The organism is Acinetobacter sp. YH12156 (genome assembly GCF_013418235.1).
GTDB lineage: Bacteria > Pseudomonadota > Gammaproteobacteria > Pseudomonadales > Moraxellaceae > Acinetobacter > Acinetobacter pseudolwoffii.
Genome location: NZ_VPCL01000015.1, coordinates 71,815 through 86,250 on the forward strand (window position 1 = coordinate 71,815; position 14,436 = coordinate 86,250).

At 43.0% G+C, this 14,436-nt stretch carries 18 protein-coding genes; 10 read left to right on the plus strand and 8 right to left on the minus strand.

Going from position 1 to position 14,436, the window contains the following annotated elements; translation table 11 throughout:
- Nucleotides 1-213 precede the first annotated feature (213 nt).
- Nucleotides 214-1,368 carry a radical SAM family heme chaperone HemW gene (gene hemW / locus FTU87_RS13420; RefSeq protein ID WP_180097626.1) on the minus strand — a complete coding sequence of 385 codons (1,155 nt, stop codon included), beginning with the start codon at nucleotides 1,366-1,368 and terminating at the stop codon, nucleotides 214-216.
- A 126-nt stretch (nucleotides 1,369-1,494) separates the two neighbouring features.
- Here hemW and FTU87_RS13425 point away from each other — a divergent pair, with 126 nt between their 5' ends.
- Both FTU87_RS13425 and FTU87_RS13430 read left to right on the plus strand, forming a co-directional pair.
- Nucleotides 1,495-1,953 (plus strand): DMT family transporter, encoded by a 459-nt coding sequence (locus FTU87_RS13425; protein ID WP_005094208.1) that lies wholly within the window; start codon nucleotides 1,495-1,497, stop codon nucleotides 1,951-1,953.
- Between the two features lie 40 nt (nucleotides 1,954-1,993).
- On the plus strand, nucleotides 1,994-3,370 hold the full coding sequence (locus tag FTU87_RS13430) for an MATE family efflux transporter (RefSeq protein WP_005094210.1): 1,377 nt from the start codon (nucleotides 1,994-1,996) through the stop codon (nucleotides 3,368-3,370).
- Here FTU87_RS13430 and FTU87_RS15315 read toward each other — a convergent pair.
- On the minus strand, nucleotides 3,359-3,499 hold the full coding sequence (locus FTU87_RS15315; protein ID WP_005094217.1) for a hypothetical protein: 141 nt from the start codon (nucleotides 3,497-3,499) through the stop codon (nucleotides 3,359-3,361). The genes FTU87_RS13430 and FTU87_RS15315 overlap by 12 nt on opposite strands.
- 389 nt (nucleotides 3,500-3,888) lie before the next feature.
- Between FTU87_RS15315 and FTU87_RS13440 the strand changes: the two genes are divergently transcribed.
- Both FTU87_RS13440 and FTU87_RS13445 read left to right on the plus strand, forming a co-directional pair.
- Nucleotides 3,889-5,187, plus strand: a complete 1,299-nt coding sequence (locus FTU87_RS13440; protein ID WP_005094220.1) for an AarF/ABC1/UbiB kinase family protein — start codon at nucleotides 3,889-3,891, stop codon at nucleotides 5,185-5,187.
- A gap of 97 nt (nucleotides 5,188-5,284) precedes the next feature.
- On the plus strand, nucleotides 5,285-5,536 hold the full coding sequence (locus FTU87_RS13445) for a type B 50S ribosomal protein L31 (RefSeq protein ID WP_180097614.1): 252 nt from the start codon (nucleotides 5,285-5,287) through the stop codon (nucleotides 5,534-5,536).
- A gap of 87 nt (nucleotides 5,537-5,623) precedes the next feature.
- Here FTU87_RS13445 and crcB read toward each other — a convergent pair whose 3' ends face one another.
- The gene (crcB, locus tag FTU87_RS13450; RefSeq protein ID WP_180097616.1) at nucleotides 5,624-6,004 is read right to left on the minus strand and encodes a fluoride efflux transporter CrcB; all 381 of its coding nucleotides are present in this window, start codon (nucleotides 6,002-6,004) and stop codon (nucleotides 5,624-5,626) included.
- A 174-nt stretch (nucleotides 6,005-6,178) separates the two neighbouring features.
- On the opposite strand from crcB, the gene FTU87_RS13455 reads away from it, so the two are divergent.
- Nucleotides 6,179-6,511 (plus strand): HopJ type III effector protein, encoded by a 333-nt coding sequence (locus FTU87_RS13455; RefSeq protein WP_180075512.1) that lies wholly within the window; start codon nucleotides 6,179-6,181, stop codon nucleotides 6,509-6,511.
- Nucleotides 6,512-6,581: 70 nt separating this feature from the next.
- Here FTU87_RS13455 and FTU87_RS13460 read toward each other — a convergent pair whose 3' ends face one another.
- Nucleotides 6,582-7,145, minus strand: a complete 564-nt coding sequence (locus tag FTU87_RS13460) for a hypothetical protein (RefSeq protein WP_034608360.1) — start codon at nucleotides 7,143-7,145, stop codon at nucleotides 6,582-6,584.
- Between the two features lie 191 nt (nucleotides 7,146-7,336).
- On the opposite strand from FTU87_RS13460, the gene FTU87_RS13465 reads away from it, so the two are divergent.
- Nucleotides 7,337-7,966 (plus strand): class I SAM-dependent methyltransferase, encoded by a 630-nt coding sequence (locus tag FTU87_RS13465; protein WP_180097618.1) that lies wholly within the window; start codon nucleotides 7,337-7,339, stop codon nucleotides 7,964-7,966.
- Between the two features lie 18 nt (nucleotides 7,967-7,984).
- Here the strand turns inward: FTU87_RS13465 and FTU87_RS13470 are convergent, their stop codons facing one another.
- On the minus strand, nucleotides 7,985-8,563 hold the full coding sequence (locus FTU87_RS13470) for a hypothetical protein (RefSeq protein WP_180097620.1): 579 nt from the start codon (nucleotides 8,561-8,563) through the stop codon (nucleotides 7,985-7,987).
- Between the two features lie 27 nt (nucleotides 8,564-8,590).
- Nucleotides 8,591-9,058, minus strand: a complete 468-nt coding sequence (locus FTU87_RS13475) for a Holliday junction resolvase-like protein (protein ID WP_180076120.1) — start codon at nucleotides 9,056-9,058, stop codon at nucleotides 8,591-8,593.
- A gap of 124 nt (nucleotides 9,059-9,182) precedes the next feature.
- Between FTU87_RS13475 and FTU87_RS13480 the strand changes: the two genes are divergently transcribed.
- The 4 genes from FTU87_RS13480 to FTU87_RS13495 all read left to right on the plus strand — a co-directional run bounded on the left by FTU87_RS13480 (nucleotide 9,183) and on the right by FTU87_RS13495 (nucleotide 12,358).
- On the plus strand, nucleotides 9,183-9,827 hold the full coding sequence (locus FTU87_RS13480) for a ParA family protein (protein WP_005094230.1): 645 nt from the start codon (nucleotides 9,183-9,185) through the stop codon (nucleotides 9,825-9,827).
- Between the two features lie 128 nt (nucleotides 9,828-9,955).
- Complete coding sequence (locus tag FTU87_RS13485; protein ID WP_370982120.1) at nucleotides 9,956-11,086, plus strand: AI-2E family transporter; 1,131 nt, start codon at nucleotides 9,956-9,958, stop codon at nucleotides 11,084-11,086.
- 122 nt (nucleotides 11,087-11,208) lie between these two features.
- Nucleotides 11,209-11,751 carry a superoxide dismutase family protein gene (gene sodC, locus FTU87_RS13490; protein ID WP_159138642.1) on the plus strand — a complete coding sequence of 181 codons (543 nt, stop codon included), beginning with the start codon at nucleotides 11,209-11,211 and terminating at the stop codon, nucleotides 11,749-11,751.
- Nucleotides 11,752-12,055: 304 nt separating this feature from the next.
- The gene (locus FTU87_RS13495) at nucleotides 12,056-12,358 is read left to right on the plus strand and encodes a DUF3817 domain-containing protein (protein ID WP_005094233.1); all 303 of its coding nucleotides are present in this window, start codon (nucleotides 12,056-12,058) and stop codon (nucleotides 12,356-12,358) included.
- Nucleotides 12,359-12,432: 74 nt separating this feature from the next.
- Here FTU87_RS13495 and FTU87_RS13500 read toward each other — a convergent pair whose 3' ends face one another.
- Complete coding sequence (locus FTU87_RS13500) at nucleotides 12,433-13,662, minus strand: MFS transporter (RefSeq protein ID WP_180049884.1); 1,230 nt, start codon at nucleotides 13,660-13,662, stop codon at nucleotides 12,433-12,435.
- A gap of 92 nt (nucleotides 13,663-13,754) precedes the next feature.
- Nucleotides 13,755-14,351 (minus strand): AbiH family protein, encoded by a 597-nt coding sequence (locus FTU87_RS13505; RefSeq protein ID WP_180097628.1) that lies wholly within the window; start codon nucleotides 14,349-14,351, stop codon nucleotides 13,755-13,757.
- Between the last annotated feature and the right edge of the window lie 85 nt (nucleotides 14,352-14,436).

The following is a 14,436-nucleotide window of genomic DNA, read 5'->3' on the forward strand; positions in this document are numbered from 1 at the left end:
CAAGATATTGAAAAAAAGCACTCTTAGAGTGCTTTTTTTGTGCTTGTAATTTCTCTTATTCAACTCTAGCTTTTAAAGCTTATTTGTTTGATTTAAAAACCGGTGTGCTCTATGCCAAGCTAAAAATTCCTGATCTGGTAAAATCTGCACAATAAAAACCCCCCATATAGATTTATGAAGGTCTTTGAAAAATGTTCAGAAAATAAAAATCAGTTAAAGAAATTCTTCCAGTACCGAATTTAAGAAGATATGCCCCTGCTCGGTACATGCAAGCCGGTTTTGATCATAGATCATTAATTTTCGTTTACGTAAAGAGCTTAATAAATCTTGTAAAGTATCCAAACTTTGACCAGTACGCTCGATATAAAATTTAGCCTCTACGCCCTGATTTAAGCGTAGCGCATTCATCATAAACTCAAATGGCATCTCTTCAGCTTCAATACGCTTAAACTGCAAATGTTCAGCAGGTACTTTGGCTAAGTAATCCTTAGGTAAGCGGGTTTTCTGGAAACGATATACGCCATCAGGTTGAGTCACTTTGCCATGTGCACCCGCACCAATCGCCAGATAATCGCCGAATTGCCAATAATTCAGGTTATGCGCTGAAGGTAGTTCTTTACGCCAGGCAGAAACTTCATAATTGATAAAGCCTTGAGCTTTGAGATAAATTTCGCCCTGCTCCTGAATCTCTTCAAGTACATCATCTACCGGTAGAATAGGTTGGGTACGGAAAAATACCGTATTCGGTTCAATCGTCAGCTGATACCAGGAAATATGTGTCGCGCCATTTTCTACCGCAAGTTTTAAATCATGCAAGGCCTGATCTAAAGTCTGCTCAGGCAAGCCATGCATTAAATCGACATTAATTCGTTGAAAGCCTGCTTCACGCGCCAATCCAATCGCAGAAATCGCATCTTCATTGCTGTGAATCCGACCCAAGCGTTTAAGATGGTCAGTATTAAAACTCTGCACCCCAATCGACAAACGGTTAATGCCGGCCTGCAAATAACCTGCAAATGGGTCATGCTCTACCGTACCAGGATTTGCTTCCAGCGTAATTTCACAGCCTTCTGCAAAGGGAATAATGGCTTGCAACTGATCAAATAGCCATTGATAACCTTGAGCAGAAATCAGCGACGGCGTACCGCCACCAATAAATACAGTATGAATCTGGCGGCCTTGGGCAAAATCGACCTGCGTTTTAAAATCCTCAACCAAGGCATGTAAATATTCCTGTTCTAGTTCCAGTGATAATTCACCATCAGGAACAGCATGCGAATTAAAGTCACAATACGGACATTTGCGCACGCACCATGGCATATGAATATATAAAGACAATGGGATAACAGCAGGATTCAATTCAGCCAAAGAACTACTCAAAAACGACTACAAGATATAGCTGAATTTTAACATGACTCGACAGCAACACTGCTAAAATTAAAATGATCACCGGGTTATATCTAAAAACTCAAATAGAATTAGACAGTTAAAATTATGAAAATATCTTCTCAACTGATTATTTTACTTCCTTTAGTCTTTGCAATTGGTGTTTTGCTGACGCTTCAAACCGCAATTAACACGCAACTGAAAGAATATTTATATTCTCCTATGCAAGCTGCATTTTTTTCCTTTTTGATTGGTACAATAGTGCTCGCTGTGATTGTACTTTTTCAGTCCAATCCCAAACCCGGTGTACAGGAATTAATGAATGTTCCCTGGTATTTATGGCTTGGGGGCATCGTGGGTGTCTACGCGATTAGTATGAGCATTTATGCAGCCCCCAAACTTGGCTTTCTGGTGCTTAGCGGCCTGATTATTTTTGGTCAGATGGCCATGTCGATGCTGGTCGATCATCTGGGTTTATTGGGCAACGAAAAAATGCCGATTAACTGGCAACGTCTTTTAGGCGGCGGAGTAATTTTTATTGGTGTGCTTCTCACTTTACAACGCTAAACCCCTCTATTTAAGCACATGATCACGATGAGTAATTTTTGTGTCGAATGTTACACCGGTTACGACCTTTGGTTTTGAATTAAAAAAACTGTTTCATCTGATGTTACCTATTCTGGTGACCCAATTTTCCCAGGCAGGTTTGGGCCTGATTGATACCATTATGGCAGGTCATCTGTCTGCGACCGATCTTGCAGCAATTGCAGTCGGGGTGGGTCTGTGGATTCCGGTGATGCTGCTGTTTAGCGGCATCATGATTGCCACGACACCCTTGGTGGCTGAAGCGAATGGCGCACGTACCCCTGAAAAAATTGCCACCATTGCCCGTCAGTCACTTTGGGTGGCCCTGATTCTGGGGATTATTGCTGGCCTGATTTTGCAGCTGTTGCCAGCGACTTTACCAATCTTAGGTGTACCGGAAAGCTTGCAGCCTAAAGCCGGTTTATTCCTGCATGCAATTGGTTTTGGTATGCCGGCAGTGACTATGTATGCCGCCTTACGTGGCTATTCAGAAGCGATTGGTCATCCACGCCCGGTGACCGTCATCAGCCTATTGGCACTGGTATTGCTGGTTCCACTGAACTATGTATTTATGTATGGAATTGGCCCTGTTCCAGCCTTGGGTAGTGCCGGCTGTGGTTTTGCTACGGCAATTTTACAGTGGTTAATGGTCATTACTCTGGCACTGTATATTTTTAAGAATAAAGCCTATCAACGCACCCAGCCGTTTACTCATTGGGAAAAAATCAACCCGGAATGGATGAAACGCATCTTGCAGCTTGGTCTGCCGATCGGACTGGCGATTTTCTTTGAGGTCAGTATTTTTAGTACTGCGGCGATCGTGCTCAGCCCTTTGGGAGAAACCATTGTTGCTGCGCATCAGATTGCCATTTCAGTGACCTCACAGCTGTTTATGATTCCAATGTCACTGGCGATTGCCCTGACCATTCGGGTCGGCACCTATTATGGCGAACAGAACTGGCAGGCAATGCGTAAAGTGCAATATCTCGGCCTGATCACTGCCACTATTCTGGCAATCCTGACCATGATTTTGCTTTGGGTGTTCCGTAATGAAATCGTGGCGCTCTACACCTCGGATATGATCGTGACCCAAATCGCGGTCTATCTGATTCTGTTTGCGATTGCTTATCAACTAATGGATGGCTGGCAGATCAGTGCAGCAGGTTGTCTGCGTGGGATGCAGGACACCAAAGGCCCTATGTGGATCACCATGCTGGCTTACTGGGTGATTGCCTTCCCGGTCGGGGTGTATCTGTCCCGCTTTACCGACATGGGCGCAGCCGGTGTCTGGGTTGGCCTGATTGTGGGTCTGAGTGTGGCCTGTGTACTTTTATTAGCTCGTTTATATGGCAACAATAAACGTTTAAGTCTCGACCACTCAATGCGTTCAGCCGATTAATTCAAGCTGGAAAATGCGCTGCGATTCAGGATCCAGCGCATTTTTTAATGCTTTGGAAATCTCTGATTCGTCTATCACATCTTTGATCAGCAGCGGCTCTACAACCACCTCCGTGCCATTAAAGCGCATGGTGGGTGAATCATCTAACTTAGGTCCTGTATTTAAAGTTTAAGTGATACGCACACAAAAATACACATCATCTTGAGCAGTAAAATATCGATAGGCTTTCATTGAATTTTCTTCATTACTGCGAGTTGTTTTATTTATACTTTTGGGATTAAAACAACCTTTAGTATGATTATGCAGCCTAACCTAAAACAATGATGTATTCAGGAATCTTGTTTGGGTTTAAGTACAGGAGAGGAATAAAAATCTTCTGATAAATCAAAGATCATGCACTAAAGATGGAGAAGTTAAAGAAAATCACAACACAACCTCTACAATTAAATCTAGGCAATTGAATCTTTGTCACCTATGATCAAATACATCAAATAATTGTTGGTTTCAAGGAATCTCGCATGGCAAAAACGGCTAGCACACCCGGTCGTCGCTTTATGAAACTTGCCGGAATGACCGCAAGTATTGCAGGTAAAACCCTATCCAATTCAATTAAAAATTTAACTGCCGACGAAGAGCAGAAAAATACTGCGCGCAGCAAATTATTTCAGGATATTGGTATACAAATCGCGGATACCTTGGGAGAAATGAAAGGCGCGGTCATGAAAGTTGGTCAGATCGCCTCGCAATATAAAGATATTTTTCCACCCGAAGTTGCCAAAGCCATTGCCAAATTGCAACGTCAGGCACCGCCCATGCCATTTAAGGACATTCAGGCGCAAATTGAAAAGGAACTCGGTAAACCTTTACAGCAATTATTTCAACAGTTTGATGAACAGCCTTTTGCCGCAGCATCGATTGGTCAGGTACATAAAGCCACTTTACCCAATGGCCAGCAAGTGGTGGTCAAGGTACAGTATCCGGGGGTCGATGAAGCCTGTGAAAGTGACCTGAAACAGGTACGTCTGGCGCTACGCATGATGGGCGTTTTAAAGATTGACCGTAAACTTCAGGATCAGTTATTTAAAGAAATCCAGCACAGTCTGGACAATGAGCTCAACTATGAAATTGAAGCTCAGAACCTAGAAGTTGCCCGCGCCTTCCATGAATCCCTGGATCATAAAATTGTGATTCCACAGGTTTTTCATGAATATTCTTCACGGCATATTCTAACCTTGAGTCAGGAAATGGGAGAAAGTATTGAAACCGCCAGCACCTGGCCACAGGAAACCCGCAATGCCTTAGGGCGCCGTCTGCTGCGTGCGATTGGTCAGGAAATTTTTTATCTGAAACGCTTTCACTGTGACCCGCATCCGGGCAACTTTGCCTTTCGTGAAGATGGCTCTGTGATTGTTTATGATTATGGTGGCGTTAAGACTCTTTCGACTGAAGTGATTGGGCATTTCCGGGAACTTATTCATGCCGCACGCGAGAAGAATATTCCCGTGATCGAGCAACAGTTAGATGCACTGCATTCCTTGACTGAAACCGGAAAATTCCCGACTGAATTGTATGAACAATGGCTGGAAGTTCTGATGCGTCCACTGGTCACCCATTATGATTTTGCTGAAAACTCGGCCCATCATGATGGCATGGAGTTGCTCAAACCTTCTCTAAAATATTGGGATGTGTTTAAGCCATCTCCAGATACGCTCATGGTGAACCGGACGATTTCAGGACAATACTGGAACCTGATTCATTTAAAAGTTCATGATGATCTGAGTGATGTATTTGAAGAACTGGTGCCGAGTCGAGGTTAATTTTGACCCCAAAGGCTTACACGCTGTAACTCTAGATGACTTGAAATACCAAATGTTATATTATAACATTTCATTAAGAATCATAAGGGAATTATATATGCGTTCAGATATTCATCCAGCGTATCGTGAAGTGTTATTCCATGACACCAATGCCAATACTTATTTTGTGATTGGCAGCACAATGAACTCTAGCCAGACTAAAGAATATGAAGGTAAAACATATCCTTATGTCACGCTTGATATTTCAAGTGCTTCTCATCCCTTCTATACTGGCGAGCAGCGTCAAACCAGCAATGAAGGTCGCGTGGCAAGCTTTAATAAACGTTTTGGCCGCTTTAAACGTGGCTAAAACTAAAAACCGTCGATTATCTTGATCTTCAAATCGTGGTTTATGTCAGGAAATAACCTCCAGTTTCCTGACTTTTTTATGTCTGTTTCAGCTTTGAGCCAAAGCCAGTGAAGTCAAGTAAAAACCCAGCGCCAGAACGATAATTCCAACAATTACACTCGACAGCGCATACAATAGAGCTAAACCTACGGCGCCATGTTTCAAAAGCTGAAAGCTTTCCAGACCAAAACTGGAAAATGTGGTAAATCCGCCCAGTATCCCCACCATTAAAAACAGACGTGCTTCCTGTTGCAGCATTGGATATTTTTGGCTACAGGCAAAAAAGATCCCTGCACATAAGCAGCCCAGAATATTGACCCACCAAGTCGGCCAAGGAAATTGTATCTGTGGTTTTAGCAACCAGAGCCCTGCTGCATACCGTAAACTGGCACCCACTGCCCCGCCGATTGCCACCCAAAGCCAGCCCATATACGTTCCTATTCTATTTATTGATCCAGTTGATTTGATCCGAAATTTCGAATTAATTATGAATCATTTTCATGATTATCTTGAACTGAAAACCTATTAAATACCATGGAACTTCGCAAGAAAATTGCTATATTCATCGCATCGAATTTTTATTGATTGCAAAGGGAAAACAGTATGGCACAAGATTTATTGGCACAATTGGCCGCAGGTGAGGCAAAGTTTGCAGATGTGATTGCCTATATCGAAACGCGTTATACCCATACCCCGACTGCATTTAAAAATGGCCAGCAGAGCAATGCAACCACTGAAAACCAAGGCAGCGCCAAAGTTTTTGCCTTTGCACGACTCAATGGGCTGGATCAGGCCCAAACCTTAAGCCTGTTTGCCGAGCACTATGCAGCTGTACAAGCGACGCCTCAAGCCAGCGATCATCAGAATATCCGCCAGTTTATGCAAAATGGCTGGGATGGCATTGCATTTGAAGGTCAGGCTTTAACTGCTAAATAAGCAGTTTATCAGTATAAAAAACCGCTCATAAGAGCGGTTTTTTATAGGCATCTAAATAGCAAATTTTAATTTAGCTTTTCCCAACCTGTTCAATCCACTGAATTGAACTGACACGGAATACCTCACAGGCGCCATCACCGGTATCGGTCGGGGTCAATGAAGAAGTCCAGACCAGATCTTTATCACGCACTTCAACCAGCTCACCCTGCATACGCACCAGATCACCACGTTTCACCTTTTTAATGGCCTTGGCAATTTCAGGATTGGCCGGAATGATATGCATATTGGACACCATCTGCTTGGCTTGTTCTACCGGCACGGGCACCCGATCCATTTTCCAGTTCAGATAACGGTCATATTGATTGACACTAATATGTCGGGCAATTTCAGGTTCAGCAAACAGCCCCCAACTCACCGCATAATCAATCGGAGAGAATTTGGCCTGTGGATCAGCGCTATAGACTTTGGAACCCAAAATACGGAAATCGCCTTTAAAAGGCTGCAAGACGGAAATCGACTGTCCTTTGACCACAGGTGGCAAACCTTTGGCAATATTGTGATCGACCGAGCTATAGCTGGAAATAGGCAGCAACAAACCGGCCAACAAAGCATAATGTTTAAAGTGTTTGAACATCATTTTTAATCTAATCCTAATCGAGTTGATCAAACGTTTTAAGGATATCTTCCTTGATCTTACGTATTTTTTAATGAATAAACAGTTGAACTTGGTAACAAACTGGGTGTATTTAGTCAGCTTGGGCATTCCCGAATATTGTATTTTTCAGTTAAGCTAAAATACATTCAGATTAAATTAAAACAACCCAAATGCTGTATCAACTTTATCAACAACACATCTTTCCGCACCTTTTAAATCAGGTGATGCAAACGCCGTCCTTGATGGATTTACGCCGTGAATTGCTTTTGAACATTTCTGGTGAAGTACTGGAAATTGGTTTTGGTACAGGGCTGAATCTGCCTTTCTATCAAGAAGTAGATCTGGTCTATGCCGTAGAACCCAATCCGGCCATTTTCAAGCTGGCAGAACCGCGCATCCAGCAGGCTGCTTTTCAGGTTGAACATATTCAGGCCAGCGCAGAAGCATTGCCTTTTGCAAAACATAGTCTAGAACATGTGATCTCGACCTGGACGCTGTGTAGTATTGCTGACCTCGGCCAAAGTCTGCGTGAGATTTATCGTGTGCTACAACCGGGCGGTCACTTGCATGTGGTCGAACATGTGCTGAATCGACAAAATTTAAATATCCAGCGCCTGCAGCATTTACTCACCCCGATTCAGAAGAAAGTCGCAGATGGCTGTCATTTAAACCGGGATATTGAAACTGCCTTACTGGAAACTGGTTTTGAAATTGAAGAATTGAATTATATCAATGCCGCAGGGATTCCGAAGATTGGCCAGCGTATGCTGCTGGCTCGACTGCGTAAACCGCAAGGCTAATTTATTTTCGTTTTGCCGTTAATGTTGCTGCAACTGAGTCACACGCAGCAACTGACAATGGGCATGATATTCCGAGCCTGTACCCACCTGAAATTCCTGTCCCGTGCTTCCTGAATGTACTGTGACCAGATCACCGCTGAGTGTAATCTTCTGCCCTGATTTTAGCCTGCGAATCTGATTGGCAATTTTCTCGTTGGCAGCGATCAGACTAAAATGCCGGATATGCGTGCTGAGAAATTCAGCTTCAGCCTGGCTGATTTGTTCCTCGATTTGATAACAGCGTTTTGCTTGATCAAATACTAATGTTGCCTGCATGGCTGGCAGTGACTGGCTGAGCAACAGCACATCGATATTACTGACATAGGCCAGATCATTAAAATGTCCAACCATAGGGCTGGCCTGATGCAAGACACGACGATTCGGTTTAACGAAACGTTTATCATGCACAGTAAATGTAGCTGAAATGGGTTGAATCGGCTTTACCGAAAAGTTTTTCAAGACACCTCGTTCTTCCAGATGTGGGATCGCACGAAAAAACTCATTCCAGACCCACAGTCCAAGCATAAACAGCAGCGCAGTGATCAGTAATTTCTGCATAATTTCTTATTCTTTCCTTGGTCGTGCTCAATCATCGAAATCAATCCGGATGGTTTCAAAACGCACCCGCCCTTCCTGAACTGCACGGGCAATCGCTTGCTGACCTTTGGTCAGACGTGCTCCACCACTTTTGATATCAATCAATACCACTTCAATATCCTCTGCTTCGCCTTCGCCGTCTCTGAAATCGCTGTAGCCATCAAAGACCACATAATCGACAGGATCGCCCAGAAACTTGGCATCACTGGGCAGATATTGAAATTCCGGCATGATCGGTGCGAGCTGTTCCGCCATTTTGCCTTTCAGGACTGCCCTGCTGGTATTGACACTGCGTTTTTGCGCGGCGATCAATGCCTGCTGATGTTCTAGCTCCAGCTCGGCAATATACTGCTCATATTCAGCCTTGATGCGTCCATTGCGTGTCTGACTTAAAATAATGGTGGTCAGCACCACCCCGATACATGTGCCAATCAGCATGGCCATCCATATGGACATTCAATCTTCCTAATTTACTTTATTTTTTCAGCACAACATTCGACTGAAGTTGAAAACATCAGCCATTGGTACGCTTGAAAAGAATGATATGCTAGGCAGGAACAGAATAAAATCACCTTGAGTCATGAAAACAATTTTAGTTGCGAATCAGAAAGGCGGTTGTGGCAAAACCATGACAGCGATTAGTCTAGCCTCAGCACTCGCACAAAAAGGTTATAAGGTGGCGCTGGCCGATGCCGATAACCAGAAATCGGCATTGCAATGGCTCAAGCAACGTCCGGAACAGGCCATGCCGATTCAAAGTCTGGACTGGCGCAATCACAAATCCATTGGTGATGCACCGAAGCAGATTGAGTATCTGATCATTGATGCACCGGGAGCGTTGACTGAAGATCATGCCGAGCAGCTGATCAGTGAAGCGCATGCGATTATTATTCCGATCCAGCCTTCATTTTTTGATATTGATTCGACCCGCCGTTTTCTCAAGCATTTGCAGGACATTAAGCGGATTCGTAAAGGCAAGGTTGAAATTTTACTGTTGGCCAACCGTACCAAACCGAATGCAGCCAGTAATCAGGACATACAGCAGTTTTTTGACAAGATCGACCAGCAGCCGGTGGCCTGGATTTCAGAACGTGCACCTTATAGCCGTCTGGCTATGGAAGGTCTGTCAGTCTTTGATAAACCTCAAAAAATCTATCGGGAATTACAGGATCAATGGCAACCGGTGCTGAATGCCATTATCGATGATCCCAGTCAGTGGTTTTAAGCCAGTCCGCTGAATCCTAACACTGCTTTGGGAAAATAATCACGCTACTTACCAAGCCGTCATTTTCGATCGCTTTTTTTTCAGTTAATATGCCTGAACACGACCTAAAAAATGAGCCATTAAATTCAGTGCAACAGTACGCGCCTACATTACAAAAAGTCTTATTATTTGGATTGTTCTTTATCCTGATTTTTTTGAGTTTTCATATACTCAAATATTTCATCATCCCTGTAGTTTGGGCAGCGATTATCGCCTATATGACTTGGCCCTTGTATCAGTCGGTGTTACGCATGTGCGGCAATCGGCCAACGCTGAGTGCAACCGTGATGATTCTGGCCGTGATTCTGGTGTTTGGTCTGCCATTTATCTTCGCCATTTTTATGTTGCAGCATGAAGGTCGTAATCTGTATTTTGAATTGCAGCGACAGGTCTTTTCCGGTCATCTGGATGTACCGGATTTTATTCGTGGCCTTCCGATTGTCGGCAAGGAAATTAGCCGAACTTTAAATGAAATCAATACCGATCCAAACAGTATCGCGCTATCGATCTCGAGCTGGATTCAAGGTCATCTGAATTACGGCAAAGTGGTATTGAATGAAGTCAGTAAAAATATCTTTAAATTGTGTTTTGCGATACTTTCGCTGTTCTTTTTCTACCGTGATGGTCAGACCATTTTAAATCAGGTGCGTAAAGCTTTTGAGATGGTAGTCGGGCCACGTGTGCATCATTATTTTTCTACCATTTCTGCCACTACACGTGCGGTGGTCTATGGCGTTGGTTTGACTGCAATTGCCCAGTCTTTATTGGCAGGTCTGAGTTATTTTGTCGCGGGTGTACCGAATCCGATGGTCTTGACCATTGTGACCTTTATTTTCGCCCTGATTCCTTTCGGCCCACCGGTGGCTTATAGTGCAGTATCACTGTGGCTCTTTTCACAGGGACAGACGATTGAGGCGATTGGGGTGATGGCTTGGGGTGTCTGTATTGTCAGCACGGCCGACAACGTAATTCGTCCACTGGTGATTTCTGGCGCAACACAAATTCCATTCCTGTTGATTATGTTTGGTGTTCTGGGCGGTATTGCCAGTTTTGGTCTGGTCGGCGTCTTCATTGGTCCAGTGATTCTTGCAGTCTTGCTGGCAATTTGGCGTGAATGGTTACATGAAAGTAATTTGAATGAACCCTTAATGATGCCTAAAGCCACCATGGCACATGACATCGATCCACAGACCGAAGACACACCGCCCAAAGCACCTTAAAGCACAAATTGAGTCGACTTAAACAAAACAAAACATTTAAGTACTGATTCTATATAGAGCTTCTGATCTTGCTCTGTTTCAATAGATTTACAAAACAGAATAAAGATCAGGATGCCAATACCATGTCTTCATTGTTTAAAATTACGACACTTTGTGCGCTCAGTGCTGCACTTTTCACAGGTTGCGCCTCGACTTCTCCATCGAATGAACTGGTCAGAGCCGTGAGTGTAAATGCAGTAACCGCTGAGGGGATAGGTCAAGAGATTGGCACCGTATTACTCAGTGACAGTCCAGCCGGTCTGGTGATACGTACCAACCTGAAACAGCTCCCTGCTGGTGAGCGAGGTTTCCATATTCACGAAAATGGTTCATGTGCACCCGCCATGAAAGATGGCAAGATGGGTGCAGCACTGGCTGCCGGTAGTCATTACAATCCGAACCAGTCCCCCAATCATGGTACCCCGGTGACCGGTCACCTCGGTGATTTGCCCGCATTAAAAGTCAATACTGACGGTACTGCGCGTGTCACCCTGCTTGCACCACGTTTGAAACTGGCGGATCTTCAGGGTCGTGCCATTATGGTTCATGCCGGCGGCGACAACTATTCTGACAACCCCTTGCCATTAGGTGGTGGTGGTGACCGCATTGCATGCGGTGTGATCTAAACAGATTAGTGTAGATATAAAAAGAAAAAGACGGGCAATCTGCTCGTCTTTTTTCATGAAATTTTCTTTAGAGTTGGCATCTAAATAACTTTTTTACTCTTGAAATAGATCAGTTTATTGCCGGAAAACTTAAAGTTTTTTTTTGCAGTTATGCCATCAATGATAGTATCGTGAAACTAAATAACCAACTGCTTTACTCGGTTATAACTCATTATAAATATTGAATATATTTTTATTTTTAAGATTTAATCTTCAATTTATATTGGGTACACTCAGGGTTAATTTAATTAAATCAGTATGTCTTATGAACATCAAAACTTTACGTCTGGTCGGTTTGTTTGAAGGGATTTCATTTCTGCTACTTTTATTTATCGCGATGCCAGTCAAATACATGATGGATAATCCGATCTTAGTGAAATATGTTGGTATGGGACATGGCGTACTATTTGTGCTGTTTTTAGTGGTGTTATTTGCGGTCTGTGAAAAGCAAAAATGGTCGCTCAGCATGTTTTTGATGGGCCTGATCGCTTCAATTTTGCCATTTGGGCCATTTTTGTTTGATCTGAAATTAAAGAAACTAGAGCAGCCAGTCGCTGAGCTTCAATAGATATTAAAATCCTCTCTCCCTCTGGGAGAGAGTTAGAGAGAGGGTATAGCCTTCCTTTATAAAAGGAAGGAGCTTTAAAACTCCCCTCTCACCTTCCGCTCAGAAATAATCTGCTTTAAGCTCAGACGCGGCAAAGTAAACCACAATGCAATCAAAATGAAAGAGGCGATGCAATAGGCCCAAATGTCATAGGCTTCATAAGCCATTCGAACTGCTTCAATCACCACGAAAAAGCTCAGCATCAGGATAATCGAAACCGTAGCAGCCACCGTACCTTTGGACACTTCAGAAGACATCAGTGCAAAACGGTACAGCACCGAGAAACTTACGCCTTCACCAAGGCTGATACAGGTGGTGCCGATAATCAGGCAATGCACAAAATAATCTGGAATAAACAGACCGAGTATTAATAAGCCTGTACCAAACAGCATCAATGGCACACCCAAGAGTACAGTTTTCCCCAGCGGCATTTTGTCGATGATTTTTAGCAAAACCAGATTACCGATAATCAAGCCGCCCAAGACCGGAAACTGTGCCAGACCATATTGCACGCTACTGAATCCAAATTTCTCGACCAGAATTACAGGCGATAAGGCAATCCATAACATCAACGGCAGGCTGACCAAAGGTAGTGCCGCGGTCATAATCACAAAGCGTTTATTTTTTAAAACCTGTTTAAAGTCATCCAGAATATAGCTAAACGGCTGCTTCGGAACACTGACTTTCAGGTTTGGCATTTTGGCTTTCAGGCCAAACCAGCTTAAAAATGACAGAAATGCAATGCCGATAAAGCCCCAATGCCAGGAAATATGATCAATCATAAAGGCACCCAGTACCGGCCCGAGCAATGGCGCCAGTAAAGAAACATTGGCCATGAGTGCCATGACTTTGATGGCATCGCGCTCTTCGAAGCTTTCCTGAATGGCGGCATAACCTACGGCGGTAATAAAGGACAGTCCAAAGCCTTGTAAGAAACGCAGGAATAAAAAGCTTTCGATATTGGGTGTTAGTAAAATTGCCAGACAGCTAATTGTGAAAAATGCCACGCCGCCCAAGAGCACGGTTTTACGTCCAAGACGATCGGATAATGGCCCCAGGATCGCTGCAACAAATGCCCCACCTAACAGGAAAAAGGACATGGAGGATGGCGCCCATGAACTGCTTACCCCAAAATCACGGGTAATCGATAGCATGGCTGGTTGGATCAGGTCATTACAGATATAGACGGAAAATTCAAACAAGACCAGTGCCAGCGGGAACATGAGTGTGGCACGGGTCAGTTTTTGGGTTTGGATGTTTTGCATGGGAGTTTTTATTGTCACCCTGCTCGTTTAAGCAGGCTAAACTTTGTCTAAAATAGAAAGAGGAAATTTTAGCAGATTTGCTTTTAATAGTTTTAGGATACTTCCCCGAACTCTGCTCTTTCTTCAGTCTGAAACTTTATTTCAGGATTTTGTTTAAATTGAAGCCATTTATTTTTCATCCAATGTTCTACTTTTTCTTTACCTAGAATTGCTAAAAGATTGTTAAGTAATGAAAACTTAGCAGACCTATTTAAATAATAAACCATAACTCTTACATTACGATCCATTTCATTATTTAATGAGAATAAATCAACAATATAGTCTTTATCAGAAATATCTAAGGAATGTCCCCAAATGAAAAAATAAAGATTTAATTTTTCTCCTAGTTCAAAAAATTTTCTTTGAGAAACTTTATCCTCCTGTTGATAATCTCTTTCAAATTCTCTAATTCTTTTATCATGTGAAATAATCTTTCTCTTGTACTCATCTAAAAATAGATAATCTGTATCTTTAAAAAGTTTTTGATGATACTTGGTAAAGCCATAAGCCTTTAAATTTTTTAAAGCTTTATTTTCTAAATCTGAAATGCCTAAAACTATATTTTGGAATTCACCATGACTACCATGTAGATACTCGACAGAAACTGAATGGTAATCCCCCCTAAAAATAATAGGATCTAAAAGTAGAATTTTCTCTTAAGATACGAGCAGGAGATTCTGCATGAAAACATCTAAATTTACTGACAGTCAGATCATGTCCATCTTGAAACAGGCT

What these genes read in the sequence shown, in the direction of transcription:
- FTU87_RS13425 (WP_005094208.1), top strand. Translation starts at nt 1,495, where the DNA reads ATGAAAATATCTTCTCAACTGATTATTTTACTTCCTTTAGTCTTTGCA.
- FTU87_RS15315 (WP_005094217.1), bottom strand. Translation starts at nt 3,499, where the DNA reads ATGCGCTTTAATGGCACGGAGGTGGTTGTAGAGCCGCTGCTGATCAAA.
- FTU87_RS13440 (WP_005094220.1), top strand. Translation starts at nt 3,889, where the DNA reads ATGGCAAAAACGGCTAGCACACCCGGTCGTCGCTTTATGAAACTTGCC.
- FTU87_RS13445 (WP_180097614.1), top strand. Translation starts at nt 5,285, where the DNA reads ATGCGTTCAGATATTCATCCAGCGTATCGTGAAGTGTTATTCCATGAC.
- crcB (WP_180097616.1), bottom strand. Translation starts at nt 6,004, where the DNA reads ATGGGCTGGCTTTGGGTGGCAATCGGCGGGGCAGTGGGTGCCAGTTTA.
- FTU87_RS13455 (WP_180075512.1), top strand. Translation starts at nt 6,179, where the DNA reads ATGGCACAAGATTTATTGGCACAATTGGCCGCAGGTGAGGCAAAGTTT.
- FTU87_RS13460 (WP_034608360.1), bottom strand. Translation starts at nt 7,145, where the DNA reads ATGTTCAAACACTTTAAACATTATGCTTTGTTGGCCGGTTTGTTGCTG.
- FTU87_RS13465 (WP_180097618.1), top strand. Translation starts at nt 7,337, where the DNA reads ATGCTGTATCAACTTTATCAACAACACATCTTTCCGCACCTTTTAAAT.
- FTU87_RS13470 (WP_180097620.1), bottom strand. Translation starts at nt 8,563, where the DNA reads ATGCAGAAATTACTGATCACTGCGCTGCTGTTTATGCTTGGACTGTGG.
- FTU87_RS13475 (WP_180076120.1), bottom strand. Translation starts at nt 9,058, where the DNA reads ATGTCCATATGGATGGCCATGCTGATTGGCACATGTATCGGGGTGGTG.
- FTU87_RS13480 (WP_005094230.1), top strand. Translation starts at nt 9,183, where the DNA reads ATGAAAACAATTTTAGTTGCGAATCAGAAAGGCGGTTGTGGCAAAACC.
- sodC (WP_159138642.1), top strand. Translation starts at nt 11,209, where the DNA reads ATGTCTTCATTGTTTAAAATTACGACACTTTGTGCGCTCAGTGCTGCA.
- FTU87_RS13495 (WP_005094233.1), top strand. Translation starts at nt 12,056, where the DNA reads ATGAACATCAAAACTTTACGTCTGGTCGGTTTGTTTGAAGGGATTTCA.
- FTU87_RS13500 (WP_180049884.1), bottom strand. Translation starts at nt 13,662, where the DNA reads ATGCAAAACATCCAAACCCAAAAACTGACCCGTGCCACACTCATGTTC.